Origin of the sequence: Streptomyces sp. NPDC015532, from assembly GCF_043078065.1 — a bacterium.
GTDB lineage: Bacteria > Actinomycetota > Actinomycetes > Streptomycetales > Streptomycetaceae > Streptomyces.
The window spans coordinates 164,678-179,912 of the sequence record NZ_JBIBSY010000001.1 but is presented as its reverse complement, the minus strand read 5'-3'; the positions used below and the strand labels follow the sequence as shown (position 1 = coordinate 179,912).

The 15,235-nt window shown below is 67.4% G+C and carries 9 protein-coding genes; 7 read left to right on the top strand and 2 right to left on the bottom strand.

The window, feature by feature from the left end:
• The first annotated feature begins 211 nt into the window (after nucleotides 1–211).
• From ACF07B_RS00750 to drmB, 5 genes are all read left to right on the top strand, one after another.
• Nucleotides 212–418 (top strand): hypothetical protein, encoded by a 207-nt coding sequence (locus tag ACF07B_RS00750; protein WP_392177272.1) that lies wholly within the window; start codon nucleotides 212–214, stop codon nucleotides 416–418.
• Between the two features lie 213 nt (nucleotides 419–631).
• Entirely contained in the window at nucleotides 632–5,395 is a 4,764-nt protein-coding gene (locus ACF07B_RS00745) for a sacsin N-terminal ATP-binding-like domain-containing protein (protein WP_392177271.1), read from the top strand.
• Nucleotides 5,392–7,296, top strand: coding sequence for a UvrD-helicase domain-containing protein (locus ACF07B_RS00740; RefSeq protein ID WP_392177270.1), 1,905 nt, complete (start codon nucleotides 5,392–5,394; stop codon nucleotides 7,294–7,296). Before ACF07B_RS00745 ends, ACF07B_RS00740 begins: the two co-directional genes overlap by 4 nt.
• Nucleotides 7,293–10,547: a helicase-related protein gene (locus ACF07B_RS00735; protein WP_392177269.1), complete on the top strand. Its 3,255-nt coding sequence runs from the start codon at nucleotides 7,293–7,295 to the stop codon at nucleotides 10,545–10,547. The genes ACF07B_RS00740 and ACF07B_RS00735 overlap by 4 nt, the downstream gene beginning before the upstream one ends.
• The gene (drmB, locus tag ACF07B_RS00730) at nucleotides 10,544–12,409 is read left to right on the top strand and encodes a DrmB family protein (RefSeq protein WP_369481527.1); all 1,866 of its coding nucleotides are present in this window, start codon (nucleotides 10,544–10,546) and stop codon (nucleotides 12,407–12,409) included. Before ACF07B_RS00735 ends, drmB begins: the two co-directional genes overlap by 4 nt.
• A 142-nt stretch (nucleotides 12,410–12,551) precedes the next feature.
• Here drmB and ACF07B_RS00725 read toward each other — a convergent pair whose 3' ends face one another.
• Nucleotides 12,552–13,208 carry an ATP-binding protein gene (locus ACF07B_RS00725; protein WP_392177268.1) on the bottom strand — a complete coding sequence of 219 codons (657 nt, stop codon included), beginning with the start codon at nucleotides 13,206–13,208 and terminating at the stop codon, nucleotides 12,552–12,554.
• A gap of 217 nt (nucleotides 13,209–13,425) precedes the next feature.
• On the opposite strand from ACF07B_RS00725, the gene ACF07B_RS00720 reads away from it, so the two are divergent.
• Nucleotides 13,426–14,274: a helix-turn-helix domain-containing protein gene (locus ACF07B_RS00720; RefSeq protein WP_369481525.1), complete on the top strand. Its 849-nt coding sequence runs from the start codon at nucleotides 13,426–13,428 to the stop codon at nucleotides 14,272–14,274.
• Nucleotides 14,271–14,486 (top strand): DUF397 domain-containing protein, encoded by a 216-nt coding sequence (locus ACF07B_RS00715; protein WP_369481524.1) that lies wholly within the window; start codon nucleotides 14,271–14,273, stop codon nucleotides 14,484–14,486. Before ACF07B_RS00720 ends, ACF07B_RS00715 begins: the two co-directional genes overlap by 4 nt.
• Before the next feature lie 56 nt (nucleotides 14,487–14,542).
• Here the strand turns inward: ACF07B_RS00715 and ACF07B_RS00710 are convergent, their stop codons facing one another.
• Nucleotides 14,543–15,235, bottom strand: coding sequence for a hypothetical protein (locus ACF07B_RS00710; protein ID WP_392177267.1), 693 nt, complete (start codon nucleotides 15,233–15,235; stop codon nucleotides 14,543–14,545).

The following is a 15,235-nucleotide window of genomic DNA, read 5'->3' as shown; positions in this document are numbered from 1 at the left end:
TCGACGCAGGCCCCTTCAGGCAACCCCTGACCGCACCGAAGCCGCACAGAAACGATCCCCCCAAAACGCTGGCGCCGCGAGACCCGCAACCGCTACCGTTTTCAACGGGGAAGGTTCTCACTCGAGAACCACCCACTTCACGGGGGCTATTAAGTGTGCCCAAAACCCCTGTGCGACCTCGACCACATCATAATCACAGGGGTGAATCTTCATGGACGGACAGGGATACAGCAACTACTTGAACTCGAGCCGCGAGTTAAGTGCATTTGAAATGGAAATTCAGATGGCGGACAGCAAGGCCAAGGTGACAGAAATCCTCGATTGGGTCGACCTGTCCGAAGAAAATTTCATTGAAGGATTTCCCGACTTGGCAAAGAAGGTTCGAGACCTGCCTGACAGCCCCACCTTCTCTGACTGATATTTCTTGCCGCACAACACCTGCAGCCAGGCATCTTCCCACAGGTGACGCTGCCCTCTCGGCCTCGTGCAAGCTCGCCATGAGGCCCTCTTGAGCAACCAAAAAATTCCATCGCCTCACGTCGAGAACGACGATCCGGCTGTTCATCTCTGACAGCCGGCCACCGGTTCTCACTTTCAGCCCCGGATCTTCACACCCAGGAGCGCAGAAGCAGTGTCACCTTCGCACCAGTCAGTGATTGAAACCGTTCTCGAACAGTCTTCCCGAGTACTCCACACCTACGCCGTGGACCCCGGCCTCGTCGCCGAACACGCAAATGGAGAACGCCGGATCACCCAGGGCGGATACGGCGACCGGCAACTGTTCGAACTCGTCCAGAATGCTGCCGACGAGATTTCCGGAGAACCGGGTGGGCGCGTCCACGTCACCCTCACGGAAACGCATCTCTATTGCGCCAACGAGGGAAGTCCGGTCACCCCCGAGGGTGCCGAGACAATTCTTCGAATGAGCATGTCGAAGAAGCGTGGAGGACAGATCGGAAGGTTCGGTGTCGGCATCAAATCTGTTCTCGTGGTGACCGATGCACCGGAATTCTTCAGTCGCACCGGCAGTTTCGGATTCGACCGTGCGTGGTCGTACGAGCAGATCAAGTCGGTGGCCGGCGTAACGGCTCGGTACGGTCCGGAATTCGACGCCCCCGTGCTACGGATGGCCCGCCCTCTCGACATACAGGCCGAGCGCGCCGCCGACCCCGTCCTGCACGAGTTGCTGACCTGGGCGACCACGGTCGTCCGCCTTCCTCTGCTCCCGAAGGCGGACGACCGTCTGGGCCGGGACATGCACGGCGGACGCGCCAAGGATCACGGCGAGCCCCGGGACGAGTTCCCGATGGGTTTCCAGCTCTTCTCACCGCACGTGGCGAAGGTCGTCCTGGAGGATCGTCGTCCACGCCCCGTCGCTCGCCGGGTGCTGACCGCACAGAACTCCGGTGATCTGCACACCGTGATCGAGGAAAGGACGGGAAAGGCCACCGTCACCGATCGTTGGCGGGTGTTCACCACGACCTACGAGCCCGGCCCGTCGGCCCGGGCCGACGCCGGTGAACTCCATGACCGGCTGTCGCTCGATCTCTCCTGGGGCGTCCCCGCCTTGGAGAAGGACCTGGAAAGCGGCCTGTACGTCAACTCGCGGGCCCGTGGCCGCGGCAGGTTCTGGTCGTTCTTCCCGACCAAGTACGAAATGTCGTTGAGCGGCATTCTCAACGGCGCCTGGAAGACCAACGAGGACCGACAGAACCTCCTCGACTCCTCGCCCTTCAACCAGGAAATGATCAAAGTGTCGGCGGCATTGGTCGTCGACTCGCTCCCCGAACTGGCACCCGCCGAGGATCCGGCCGCCTACCTCCGGCTGCTCCCCGGACGCGTCAAGGAGGCGATCAGCTGGGCGGACGAGTTCCTGACCCGGGAGGTCTGGGCCCGCGCGGCGACCCGTCCGTCGCTCCCCGACCAGGACGGCGTCCTGCGCGTCCCGACCGCCCTACGCATCCACCCCCGACTCGACAAGGACCAGAAGCGGTTGGCCGGTTGGCTGCGGATGTGGCACGAGTGCCCCGGGCGGCCCTCGAACTGGCTGCACCCGAGCGTCGAGGGCGACAGCCTGCGCTCCGGGAAGGTGGAGCACATCCTCGGCGCGGCCGGGCACGAGCGGTCGGACGTCCGCTCGTGGCTGGAGGCCTTGGTCGACGGCGGTACCGCCGAGGGCTCGGCCGTGGCGATGCGGATCCTCGCCGACATGATCGAGCGCGGCTCTCCTCACGCGGACGAGGCCCGCAGGGCGCACATCGTGCTCACCGAGGAGCACGGACTCGTTCCTCCCGTGCACGGTCGGGTCTTCCGCCGCGCCGACGAGGGCGGGTTGCGCGAGTCCCTGGTGTACGTGGTCGACGCGCTCGCCCAGGATCCGTCGCTGGCGCACGCGCTCAATGTCCTCGGAATCCGCGAGGCCGACATCGAGGGGCGTTTCGTCAGCGTCCTCGACCAGGGCTTCGACGGATACCGGGACGCCGAGTGGGAGCGATTCTGGGAGCTGTTCCGCCAGGCCGGGATCCGCCGGTTGGCGCACAAGTTGCTGGAGCGGGTTCCCTCACCCGGCTCGACACTGCGCGTGCGGACGGCCGACGGCCGGTTCCGTCCGATCGAGGACTGCATGCTCCCGGGCCCGGTGGTCGACGCCGGACGTGACCCGAGCATCGCCGTCGACATGAGGTTCCACTCCGACGACATCGCCTTCTTCGCCCAGGTCGGCCTGCTCGAGCGCCCCACCAGGGGAGTCCAGCCGAAGGAGGGGACCGCCTGGTTCGACGCCTACCGGGAGGCCGTCCACTCCGCGTACCTGCGCAAACTGGACAGTCACGCGCCCCGACCCACGCTGAACCGACTGAAGGTCGAAGGAGCCGCGATCGGCGGCCCCCTCCACATCTTCCCTGCGCTGTCCGAAGCGTCCCGCGCCGCCTTCCTGAAGGCGCTGCCCGACGACGCCGTGGTGGACAACTGGACCCGGCAGATCGGTGCGCAGAGCAGCACCCGACAGCCCGTGATCTCGCCGATCCGCTGGATGCTGCGCAAACACGGCACGGTCGCCACGTCCCAGGGGATCAAGCCACTGAGTGAGGCGGTGGGACCCCAACTCGCCTCCTACCGCGACGTTCTGCCGGTCGCCGACATCTCTGCCGAGAAGGCTCGCAAGCTACGGCTGCCGACCACGGTCGACGAAGTCCCCGCGGACCGCTGGAACTCGCTCCTCGACGAAGTCACCCGCAGCGAGGACGACTCCTTCGTCGGCGCCACCTACGTGATGCTGACCCGGTTCGGTGCGGACTTCCCCACCGACTCCCTCACCCGCTGCCGGATCGGCGACAGCTGGGGCACCCGCCCCGACGACGAGATCACGCTCGCCGTCGGCGCCGCCGAGTACCGGGCGCTGCGTGCCGAGCAGCTCCCGGCCCTGCTCGTATCCACCGACGACGACGCCGAGCTGATGGTCGAGAAATGGGGCATGCTCCGTTACGCCGACGTGATCAGCCGCGAGACCCGCGAGGTCGTCGAGGGCGCTCCGATCCCACTGGTCGAGCTGTACCCCGCTCTGCGTCGGAATCTCAACGGTTCCAATCGGAACAGCCTGGTGCAGCGGTGCACCGAGCTGGAGGAGGTCACGCGCACCCCGAACGGCACCCGGACCTCTCCCCTGGACGCCGTCCGTCAGGACGGCACCGTCAAGGTCCGTGTCCCCCTCGATCCGGAGCCGATGCTGCGACTGATCGACCGTGAACTCGGGCTGGGCCTCGGCTCCTCCGGCTGCAGGGCCGTGCTGGAGCTCCAGGAGCGGATGGCTCGCGACAGCGCGATGCAGGCGGCCCGGAAGGCCGTGCGCGACGCCGACGACGTGGTCGTCAAGATCGAGTTGCTGATCGGGGCCGAGGCCCTCCGGGGCGGCCTTCCCGAGGGGCTCATGGAGGCCGAACTCCAGGAGAGCGACGGTGTCGAACCGTCGGGCCGGCGGATCGCGCAGATGGCGTTCAACGCCCACGGTGACGGCGTGCTCAACCAGCACGCCCGCGACATCCAGGCGCGTTTCCCCGACGCGCCGGTCGGCTACAGCGGCTCCTCGGTCGCCGTCGCCTTCGTGTCGGACCTGAAGCTCCCGGCGTCCTTCGCGGGATCGCGGACCCCCACCCCCCCGTCGTTCGAGACCGTCGAGGGTCCGCGGGACTTCCCGAGTCTCCACGGCTACCAGGAGGACCTCGTCCGCAACATCACCACCATGCTCGACCGCCTCGCACCTCAGCGCGGCATGCTGTCGCTGCCGACCGGCGCGGGCAAGACCCGTGTCACCGCCGAGGCCGTGATCCGCTGGGTGAAGCGGGTGGGTGATCTGAAGGGACCGCTGCTCTGGATCGCGCAGACCGAGGAACTGTGCGAGCAGGCCGTGCAGAGCTGGAAGTTCGTCTGGAGCAAGGTCGGCGCGGAGCGACCGCTGACCATCAGCCGTCTCTGGAGCAGCAACGAGGTCGGGAACGTCGTCGATCACCCCCACCTGGTGGTCGCCACCGACGCCAAGCTGGAACGTTGCCTGGACACCGAGCAGTACACGTGGCTGAAGCAGTCCGCCCTGGTGATCGTGGACGAGGCCCACACCGCCATCTCCAAGAGGTACACCGAGATCCTGAGCCTATTGGGTCTGACCCAGTACGAGACCGGCCGGCATCTGCTCGGCCTGACCGCCACCCCGTTCCGCAACACCAACGAAGTCGAGACTCGTCGCCTGGTCAGCCGCTTCGGCAACCGGAGGCTCGACGAGGGCGTCTTCCCGTCCGGCGACCCGTACCGTGATCTCCAGAAGTGGGGGATGCTCGCACAGGTCGAGCACCGCACCCTGGAAGGCGGTCGGATCGAACTGACCCGTGACGAGAAGGCACAGGCCGAACGGATGGCGATGCTCTCTCGCGCCGCCGAACAGCGGCTCGCCGACGACCACGCGCGCAGCCGGCGCATCGTCGATTCGGTGGTCGCGCTTCCCAGCGACTGGCCGACATTGTTGTTCGCCACCTCCGTCGACCATGCCAAGTACCTGTCGGCCATGCTCAACGACCGGGGTGTCCCGTCCGCCGCCGTGGACTCGACGACCAGTGCGAACGACCGTCGCACACGCATCGAGAACTTCCGCAACGGGCGCATCCGGGTACTCACCAACTACGGCGTCCTGACCCAGGGATTCGACGCCCCCGCCACGCGCGTCGTGGTCGTGGCCCGCCCCGTGTACAGCACCAACGTCTACCAGCAGATGATCGGCCGAGGCCTGCGCGGTCCGCTCAACGGCGGCAAGGACACCTGCCTGATCCTCAACGTCAGCGACAACATCGCCAACTTCGACACCCAGCTGGCCTTCACCCAGTTCGAGCACCTCTGGAGCGAGAAGTGACCGACGCCTACCTCGGCAGTCCGCCTCTCACCGACGAGCAGCGGACCGTGGTCGAACAGCCCTGGGACGCACGCGTACTGGTCACGGCGGGCGCCGGAGCGGGAAAGACGCACACCTTGGTGCGTCGCCTCGATGCCCTGTGCGGTCATGAGGATCCCGACGAGGCGTTGGAGGCCGCCGAGATCCTGGTGCTCACCTTCTCCCGTGCCGCCGCGCGTGAGCTGCGCGAGCGGATCGCCCGGCACGGGGAGCGGGCGATCCGGGTACGCGCCCAGACCTTCGACTCCTGGGCGTACGGGGTGCTCCTCCAGGCTCGCCCGGACGTCGAGTGGGGTGCGACCGGCTTCGACGAGCGGATCAAGGCCGCGGCCCAGGCGATCGGGGAGAGGGCGCTGGAAGCGGGCGATGCCGTTCCGCCGGCTCACATCGTGATCGACGAGGTACAGGATCTGCTGGGTGCCAGACGCGAGTTGGTGGAGGCCCTCCTCGATCAGTACCAGGGCAGTTGCGGCTTCACCGTCGTCGGCGACGCCGCTCAGTCCGTCTACGGCTTCCAGATCGAGGATCCGGCCGAACGCGCCGACGAGACCGGCCGGTTCTTCGACTGGCTGCGTTGCTCGTACCCCGACGACCTGGTGGAACTGCGTCTCACTCAGAACTTCCGGGCCGTCACCCCGGAGGCCCGGATCGCGCTGGCGCACGGCCCCGGGCTCCAGCGGGTCACCGACGCGGACGAGGCGGCGACCCTGTACGAGGATCTGCGTGACCTGCTGATGGACCCGGCGAACGAGATGGGTGACCTCATCGATCCGTTCACCGTGGCCGGCCTGCGCGATCTCTCCGAGACATGTGCGATCCTCACCCGCGACAACCGACAGGCTCTGGTCGTCTCCGGGCTGCTCCACCGCCACGGCGTGGAGCATCGGTTGAGGCGCCCGCTCGAAGATCGTCCGGTGCCGTACTGGGTGGCCGAGCTGCTGCACCGCACCGAGGCGACGGGCCTCACCGAGCAGCGGTTCCGCTCACTGCTCGGCGACATCCCTCTGCCGTACGAGCCGAACGCGGACGCCCTGTGGACGGTGCTTCGCCGCACCGCGCGCGGGGCCGGACGCGACGTGATCGATCTGGAGAAGCTGCGCCGCTCGGTCGCCGACGGAAGGTTCCCCGACGAGGCGGCCGACCCCGAGACCGCCAGAATCGTCGTCTCCACCGTGCACCGGTCCAAGGGGCTCGAGTTCGACAGGGTGATCGTCCTGAACCCGCCGACCGTCGCCGAACTCGGCAAGCGGCACAAGGGCGACTTGGACCTCCCTGCCGAGGCACGAGCCCTCTACGTGGCGATGACACGCGCCCGCCAGGACATCTACCACGCGGACTCTCCCGAGTTGCCGCTCCTCAGGAGAGCGGGCGGCAGGAAGAACGGTCGCCGGTACGTGGGCGGATGGCAGCCGCACAAAAGATTCGGGGTCGTCGCCGAGGCGGGTGACGTCTGTCGGGACAACCCTCCCGGTCACGACACGGACGGTGTGGCGACCCAGGCGTATCTGCTGAACCATGTCGGTCCCGGACAGGAAGTGGTGTGGCGGAAGCGACATGATCTGCCGATGGGTGAACATCAGAGCCCGCCCTATGCGCTGATCCACGACGGGCGGGAGATCGGTGAGGCGTCGGAGCTGTTCCGCGAGGAGTTGTTCCAGGTACAGAAGGTGAATCGGACGTGGGATCCCTGGTGGCCCGACGAGATCCATGGCCTACAGGTGGACACTCTGGAGACCGTCACCGGCAGCCCCGCCGCGGGCGCCAACGCGGGCCTCGGTGATCGGGGTGTGTGGATCGCACCCCGCATCACCGGCATCGGTCTGTACCGGAGAGTTGACGACAACGGGAAGAACAGCGAATGACGTACGTGGCAGGCCGACACTCCGAGCACTACCGCGTTCGGGACGAGGAACTCCTGGTGGGGCTCCGCCGTGAACTCCTCGGCCCCCCGGAGGACGCGGGCCCGGACGACAAGGACGAGGTGCTCGCTCATGACGCACCGATCGACCGCTACCTGACCGGTGTCCTGTACCCGCGAGCGGCCGACAGAGCCGCACAACAGCGGAAGGCCGAGGACCACGCCGAACTCGACGGTCTGGACCAAGCACCCCGGCTCGCCCGCGACGACGTCGAGGAGGCCGGAACCGCACAGGACGTCGGCGCCTCGACGGACCGGCGCCCCTCCTCGATGGGGCTCACCTTCGCGATCGACCCGACCATAAGCGACACGATCGTGGTCTCGGCACGTGCCGTCGTCTACGAGCCCACGGACGCCGACGGCACGCTGATCCCGGCCCGCCGCGCGGAGGCCCGCACCACCGCCGACCAGCGGGAACAGTGGCGACGCCGGGAACTCGACCTGCCGGACCACCGCATCGTCGTGACCGAGCCGGCGCCGGGCGAACCGATCGCGCTCGGGCCGGAAGCCGCGTTGCACGTCATCGCCCGACGCCCCGACCCCGCAACCGGCACGGTCACGATCACGGTCACCCTGATCAACACCCAGAAGGTCGGCGAGCGGGATCTGCAGGACGCGTTCTCCTTGTTCCAGTGCGGTCTGACCGTGCGGGCGGTCGACGGCTCCACCGTGTTCGTCGAACGCCCCGCCCCGGCGGCCGCCCATGACGCGGAGATCGCCACGAGCAGACTGCTGCACCGACACGCACCGACCTTCGCCGTCGGCCACGGCTGCGCAGCCGAATGGGACTGGACACCGCCGCCGATCGGCGTGACCGATACCGTCCTGGCCGCCGTCGCCGAGGTGCGAAGCGAATTCGTACCCACCGTGGAAGTGCTGCTCACGGACTCCAACCCGGAGATCGACAGCTCAGCGCTGTCCATGCTGGGGCTGGCGGAGAAGTCCGACGCCGAGGTCCTGGCCGCTCTGGAGGAACTCTCCACGGGCTACGAGCGCTGGATCGACCGAAAGGCCGCCGAGGCGGAGTCCCTGGCGGGCGGCACCCACGAGAAGCCCGCCCTGGATCAGGTGGCGGCCTGCCGTGAGGCTCTCGGCAGGATCCGTGAGGGCATCGACCTCCTGCGGACCAAGCCTGACCTGATGCGGGCGTTCCGGTTCGCCAATCGCGCCATGGCCGACCAGCGCGCCCGCAGCGTCTGGGTGAAAGGTGGACGCCGCGGCTCCCCCGATCCGGCCGCCGGCCGCTGGCGCCCCTTCCAGATCGCGTTCGTACTGCTCTGTCTGGCCGGCATCGACGACCCCGAGCACCGCGACCGGCAGGTCTCCGATCTGCTGTGGTTCCCCACCGGTGGTGGAAAGACGGAGGCCTATCTCGGGCTGATCGCCCTCACGTCGTTCCTACGTCGTCTGCGCAGGGGTGGCAGCGGCGGAGGCGTCACGGTCCTCATGCGCTACACGCTGCGTCTGCTCACCCTTCAGCAGTTCGAGCGTGCGGCGATCCTGCTCTGCGCGATGGAGCACATGCGTCGCCACACGCCCGAGTTGGGCCATGAGGAGTTCTCCGTCGGCATGTGGGTGGGGCGCTCGGCCACCCCCAACACGCTGGCCGAGGCCGACAAGAAGCTCGATGAGCTGCGTGCGAACCTCGACAGGCGACTGGCCACCGAGAACCCCGTCCAGCTGCATGTCTGCCCCTGGTGCGGGAGCCGCCTCGACGCCCGGAACTACAAAGTCGACGAGGACGCCGGGCGGATGTACGTCCGATGCCCCGGGACGGGCTGCGACTTCGCCGACGGCCTCCCCGTCCATCTGATCGACGAGGCGGTGTACGCCGCCCGGCCGACGCTGGTGATCGCCACCGTCGACAAGTTCGCCTCGATGCCATGGCGTCCGGCGACCTCAGCACTCTTCAACCGGAACGACCCGGATGACCCCACCCCTCCCCCGGAACTGATCGTCCAGGACGAACTCCACCTGATCTCCGGGCCTTTGGGGACACTCACCGGCCTGTACGAGACCGCTGTGGACGCACTGGCGGATCGCCCCAAGGTGATCGCCTCCACCGCGACCATCCGTCGTGCCGCCGAACAGGGGCGCCACCTCTTCGCCCGCGAGGTGCGGCAGTTCCCGCCCGCCGGACTGGATGCCCGTGACTCGTGGTTCGCCGTGGAGACACCGCGCGAGGAGAAGGCGAGCCGCCGCTACGTCGGTCTCCTTGCTCCCGGTACCAGCCAGTCGACCCTGCTGATCCGCACGTACGCCACTCTTCTCCACCGTGCCAAGCACGCGAGGACCAAGGACGAGGTGCGCGACGCCTACTGGAGTCTCGTCGGCTACTTCAACAGCCTCCGTATCCTCTCGGCGGCCGAACTCCAGGTCCACGACGACGTGGTGGCCTACCTCGAACTGCTCGCCGAGCGTGAAGGAGTGGCGGTGCGGCCGATCGCCAACTACTCCGAGCTGACCAGTCGGATCGACGCCAGCGAGATCCCCACCCGCCTCAAGGGCATCGAGAAGAGACTCCCCGACGAGGACACCGTGGATGTCCTGCTCGCCACCAACATGATCGCGGTGGGGGTGGACGTGGACCGCCTCGGCCTCATGGCTGTGATGGGCCAGCCGCAGACGACCGCCGAGTACATCCAGGCCACCAGCCGGGTCGGCCGCGCCCACCCCGGGCTGGTCGCGGTCATGCTCAACTCGTCGCGATCCCGTGACCGTTCCCACTACGAGGGCTTCCAGCACTACCACTCGGCCCTCTACCGCGAGGTCGAGTCCACCTCCGTCACCCCGTTCTCCGCCCGCGCCCGCGAACGAGGTCTGCATGCGGTGATCGTCGCCCTCGCCCGCATCATGATCCCGGCCGCCCGCCCCAACGAGGGCGCCGGAGACGTCGAGTCCTACGAACACCTCCTCAAGGGCCACATCAAATCGGTGCTCCTGGATCGCGTCCGGGAAGTCACCCCGGAGGAGACCGGCGCTGTGTCGCTCGCCTTCGACGAGTTCGTCGAGTGGTGGTGCGAGGAGGCCGACATCCACGGTGGCCTCCTCTTCGAACCGCGCCGGGGCAATCGATCCCCCTCGCTCCTCAAGGCGTACGACGACGAGTCGGAGGATTCCGAGGCGTGGTCCACGCTCTGGAGCCTGCGCGACGTCGACGCCGAGTCCGCACTGTTCATGGAGGGAACCCGATGACCCCGCCCCCCGCCCGCCGTCGCCGTACCGGCGCGACGGGCTCCGCACCCTCGCACAACCTCCCGCGCCGCGGCACGGTCCGTCGTGCCCAGGCGATCACCACGTACGGAGTCGGATCGCTCGTCGCCGTCGATCACGAATCCTTCGTCGTCTCGGGTCTGGATCACGCCGAGGAGAGCTGGAGCGCCGACGAGTCCCCGCGAGTCCACGAACGTCGTCTGGCCCGAGTACTCGGTGTCGACTATTTCCGACTGCCGCCCGCATCCGGCGACACCAGTAAGGACGGCCTGCGGGTCCGCCGCTTCCCCCTGATGCACTCGTGTCCGGAATGCGACGACCTGCAACGGCACCGCGACTTCAACCCGCCCGCGGGGCGAAGCGTCTGCGGCGTGTGCGAGGTCGAGCTCGTCCCCTCACGCTTCGTCGTCGCCTGCGAGGCCGGGCACCTCGACGAGTTCCCGTACTGGCAGTGGGTGCACCGCTCCACCGAACGCGGTACGACCTCGTCGGGACAGTGCGGGGGAAAGCTCAGGATGCGCTCGTCGGGGCGTACGTCCTCGCTCCGTTCGATCCTCGTCTCCTGTACCTGCGGACGCGCTGCCGAGGTCTCGATGGAGGGCTCGTTCCGCAGGAACGCGCTCAAGGACCTGGGCCTCAAGTGCCGAGGCACCCGCCCTTGGCTCGGCACGTCCGCCCCCGCTCAGGAGTGCGGGCTTCCCCTGCGTACGCTCCAGCGTGGTTCGTCGGCGGTGTGGCAACCGGTGCTGAAGTCGGCGCTCTCCATCCCTCCGTGGAGCGACGGCCGCGCGGACCCTCTTGCCGAACACTGGGACGCGCTCCGCGAGTACGACAGCCGTGAGCACGTCGAGATCTATCTCAAAGGTGTTTTCAAGGGAGCGTGCCCCGTACCGCTGGACGAGGTGATGGCGCTGCTCGACGCGGAGCGCGAGGAGGATCCCGACGGCGAGACGGCACCCACCTTCGACCATCGCTACCGTGCCTTGCGCAGCAAGGAGTACGAGCGCCTCAGCACGGGCAACGCCGAGAGCGAGCACTCTCACGACGAGCAGTTCGTCTGCGAGGCCCCGTCGGGCGATCAGAGCGTCCTCGGCCCGATCGGCGTCACCTCTCCGATGCTGGTCAAGAAGCTCCGCGAGGTGCGCGCCCTCAAGGCCTTCACCCGGCTCGCCGACCCCGACTCGACGACCGACTCGAAGGAGATGCCGCTCTCCGGTTCTCCTCTGCGTTGGCTCCCTGCCATGCAGGTACGGGGGGAGGGGGTCTTTCTTCGTATGGACGAGGACCGACTCCGCGCCTGGGAGAAGGCCACGACAGTGGCAGCCCGGATCGAGCGGATGCGCACCGCTCACCAACGGGTTCTGGAGCAGCGCGCCGACGACCCGAGTCAGGTCGTTCCCTCCCCGGCCACCCCTCGCATGGTGCTGCTGCACACCCTGGCCCACGTGCTCATCAACGAGTGGAGCCTGGAGGCGGGCTACCCGGCCGCTTCCCTGCGTGAGCGCCTGTACGCCACCGACGACATGGCCGGGGTGCTCGTCTACACAGCGACGAGCGACTCCGCGGGCAGTCTCGGGGGTCTCGTCGCGCAGGGCGAACCGGACCGCCTCGAACGGTCGATCCGCTCGGCCGTTCAGCGCGCCGAGTGGTGTTCCTCCGACCCGCTCTGCATGGAGACCGAGGCTTCCGGCGCCGGCGGAACGAACCTGGCCGCCTGCCACGCCTGCGTGATGCTCCCCGAGACGAGCTGCGAGCACAACAACATCCTGTTGGACCGCGCGCTGCTGGTTGGGACCCCGGAAGATCCTGACCTGGGCTTCTTCGCGAACATATTGGCCCGCTGAGGCCACGGGCAGAGGAGGCATCGGCGGCAGACCTTGTCCGCCGGTGCCTCGACGGAGGTGGGAACGTCGGGCTGCTTCGAGCGCACCATCAGTGACTCGAAGCAGCCGTCGCCTCCACCGCACGACTCTCCACGCCTCTTCGTCACGGATCCCGGCAAGGTCGACCTGGAGCTTCCGAGATCTGTGCCTCGAAGCGGATCTGCGCTCTGTCCAGGACCTCCTCCTCGTCGCAGTCACGTGCGCGCAGCCAGTGGAGGACATCCACGATGACGTCGCTCGCCGCCTCTGCCGCGAGCGTCCTGCTCAGTCTGTTCGGGGTCCCCTCACAAACCGATCCTGTGGCTTCGCGGAGACTCAGAAGGGCTTCGGCCCGCGCGACCGCGGCTCCGTCCACGTGGCCGTTCGACGTGTTCGATCCCGTCGCCAATTCGCACCATGTCACTTTTCGGTCCGCGCGCAGCGAGACACCCCAACCGTCGGCGATCGCATCGACGATGGCCATACCTCGCCCGGCCTCGCAGTCGGAACCCGCCTCGACGAGGGTGGGCTGAGCCTGCGTGTCCGGATCGTGCAACTCGATACGGAGACGAGTGCCGTTCATCGAGACACCGAGCATGGCCGGGGTGCCCGCCCCCACGTGCTTGATGATGTTGGACACCAACTCGCTGACGCACAACTGGGCCGCGTCGGCGACCTCATGAAGGCCCCAGAGCCCCAGGTGCAACCGCATGACACGGCGCAGGGCGGCCGCTTGCTCGGGTTCCGCGGTGAAGTCCAGTTCCCAAGGCTTCCGCGACATACACGTTTCTCGGATCACGAAGACCTCTCTCGTCGTACGTCATCTCCACACGATCAACGGAGCGTCACGCATTCTCACGCGGAGTTGCGCCGCGCATCAGAATGGCGTGTGCATATCCCGCCGTGCAATGTGCACAGCGGGATTCCCACTTCCGAGTGATTGGCAAGCACACCCCTTGGCGAAAGACTGAACGCCCGTTATCAGGAGAGGGGTTGGGATGGCCGGCTCACCGACCGCACGACGTCGACGTCTCTCGATCGAGCTGAAGAAGCTCCGTGAGCAGAGCGAGCTGACCTGTGCGCAGGTCGGCGAGGCGCTGGACTGGAGTGGCTCAAAGGTCAATCGGATGGAGACAGGCAGCGGCAGGGTCCAGCCGTCCGACGTCGATGTCCTGTGCCGGTTCTACTCCACCGGTGACGAGTTGCGTGAGTTCCTGAAGTCGCTGGCCCGGCAGGCCAGAACTCGCGGTTGGTGGCAGGCGCACGGCTCCGGAGTCCCCGATTGGTTCTCGATCTACATCGGCCTGGAGCAGGACGCGTCCACGTTCCGCCAGTACCAGTGCGAGTTGCTGCCCGGTCTCATGCAGACCACGGCGTACGCTTCCGAACTCCACCGGACCGGAGCGCACATGACGCCCGCCGACATCGACCGTGCGGTGCGCGTCAGGCTGGAGCGGCAGTCCATGCTCACTCGGCCCGACGGTCCGGACGCCTGGTTCATCGTGAACGAAGGCACTCTCCGCAATACCATCGGCGATCGGGCCCTGATGCGTGAGCAACTCGAGCGCGTCCTGAAGTCGGTGGAGTCGCCGTCCGTGACATTGCAGGTGCTGCCCTTCGACTCAGGCACCTACCCGGCCATCGGGTCGTTCACGATGCTCGGGTTTCCCGACCCGGAGGATCCGGACATCGTGTATCGGGACGGCATCACCGACGCCATCTACCTGGAGGGCGAGCATCATGTTCGGGAGTACACCCGGGCGTTCGACGGTTTGAGAGCTGCCGCCCTGAGCCCTCAGCGCTCCAAAGAGTTGATCGAATCGGTTCTGAAGGATTACGCACGATGAGCATTGCAGAATCCACCGTCCCCACCGGCTCGGCATGGTTCAAGTCCTCGTACAGCAACGGCGCCGGCGGCGAGTGCGTCGAATGCGCCCACATCGGCCAGGACACGTTGATACGCGATTCCAAGGCCGACCCCGGCTCCGTCGTCACCGTCGGCCGTCGCAGTTGGCATGCCTTCCTCCGTGCCCTTGTCCAGGAGACCCTGGAGCGTTGACCATCGGTGGACCTGGTCGCGTGCAACCGTCGAAGCGCGCTTCCGGCGTGCCCGGTTCAGGACGCGTCCGGCCGCAGATCGTCGGTCAGCGGGTATCCCATGGCCCTCGCGGCCGCGACCACTTCGGGCACGGAAGCCCCGGGGTTGAGTGCGATGATCTGGGGCAGTCCGAGGGGGCGCAGCTCGTAGAGGTGTCGTAGGGCCCCGATGTCCACCGGTACCTCGTAGCAGTCCTCGGCGAACGCCCGGAACGCCTCGGGGGTCGGGGCGAGCAGGAGTTCGAAGAGCTGGGTCGAACCGTCGGGGTCCGGGTGGTCGGCGGGGTAGGTGATCTGGCCCGTCCGCCAGGACGTGGCGTTCGTTTCGCGCCACAGGCACGCCGTCACCACAGGGCAGTCGTCCTCGTCGGTGAAGGCCGGCTCGTCGACGTAGCGCCGGAAGGCCTCGGGCACCGAGTCCAGCACGCCTGGCCAGGGCTCCGGCCCGTCCTCGTGTCGGTACGGGCTCAAAGGGGACTCGTGGTCGAAGCCGCGGATGTACGCGCCGACGGGCGCGAAGACGATGTCGTACTCGTCGCCCGAGCCGTTGCGCATCGAGGCCACCTGCTCGGTCTCGGACCACTCGGCGCTGTAGGAGTAGAAGCACTCGCCGTCGGGGTTCAGTATCGCCTCGGCCATGGCCATCGATCGGCAGAGGTCCTTCAGAGTGTCGATGTCGGGCAGGACGGCGGCGATGTCTCGGACTGTCAT

What these genes read in the sequence shown, in the direction of transcription:
- ACF07B_RS00750 (WP_392177272.1), top strand. Translation starts at nt 212, where the DNA reads ATGGACGGACAGGGATACAGCAACTACTTGAACTCGAGCCGCGAGTTA.
- ACF07B_RS00735 (WP_392177269.1), top strand. Translation starts at nt 7,293, where the DNA reads ATGACGTACGTGGCAGGCCGACACTCCGAGCACTACCGCGTTCGGGAC.
- drmB (WP_369481527.1), top strand. Translation starts at nt 10,544, where the DNA reads ATGACCCCGCCCCCCGCCCGCCGTCGCCGTACCGGCGCGACGGGCTCC.
- ACF07B_RS00725 (WP_392177268.1), bottom strand. Translation starts at nt 13,208, where the DNA reads ATGTCGCGGAAGCCTTGGGAACTGGACTTCACCGCGGAACCCGAGCAA.
- ACF07B_RS00720 (WP_369481525.1), top strand. Translation starts at nt 13,426, where the DNA reads ATGGCCGGCTCACCGACCGCACGACGTCGACGTCTCTCGATCGAGCTG.
- ACF07B_RS00715 (WP_369481524.1), top strand. Translation starts at nt 14,271, where the DNA reads ATGAGCATTGCAGAATCCACCGTCCCCACCGGCTCGGCATGGTTCAAG.
- ACF07B_RS00710 (WP_392177267.1), bottom strand. Translation starts at nt 15,235, where the DNA reads ATGACAGTCCGAGACATCGCCGCCGTCCTGCCCGACATCGACACTCTG.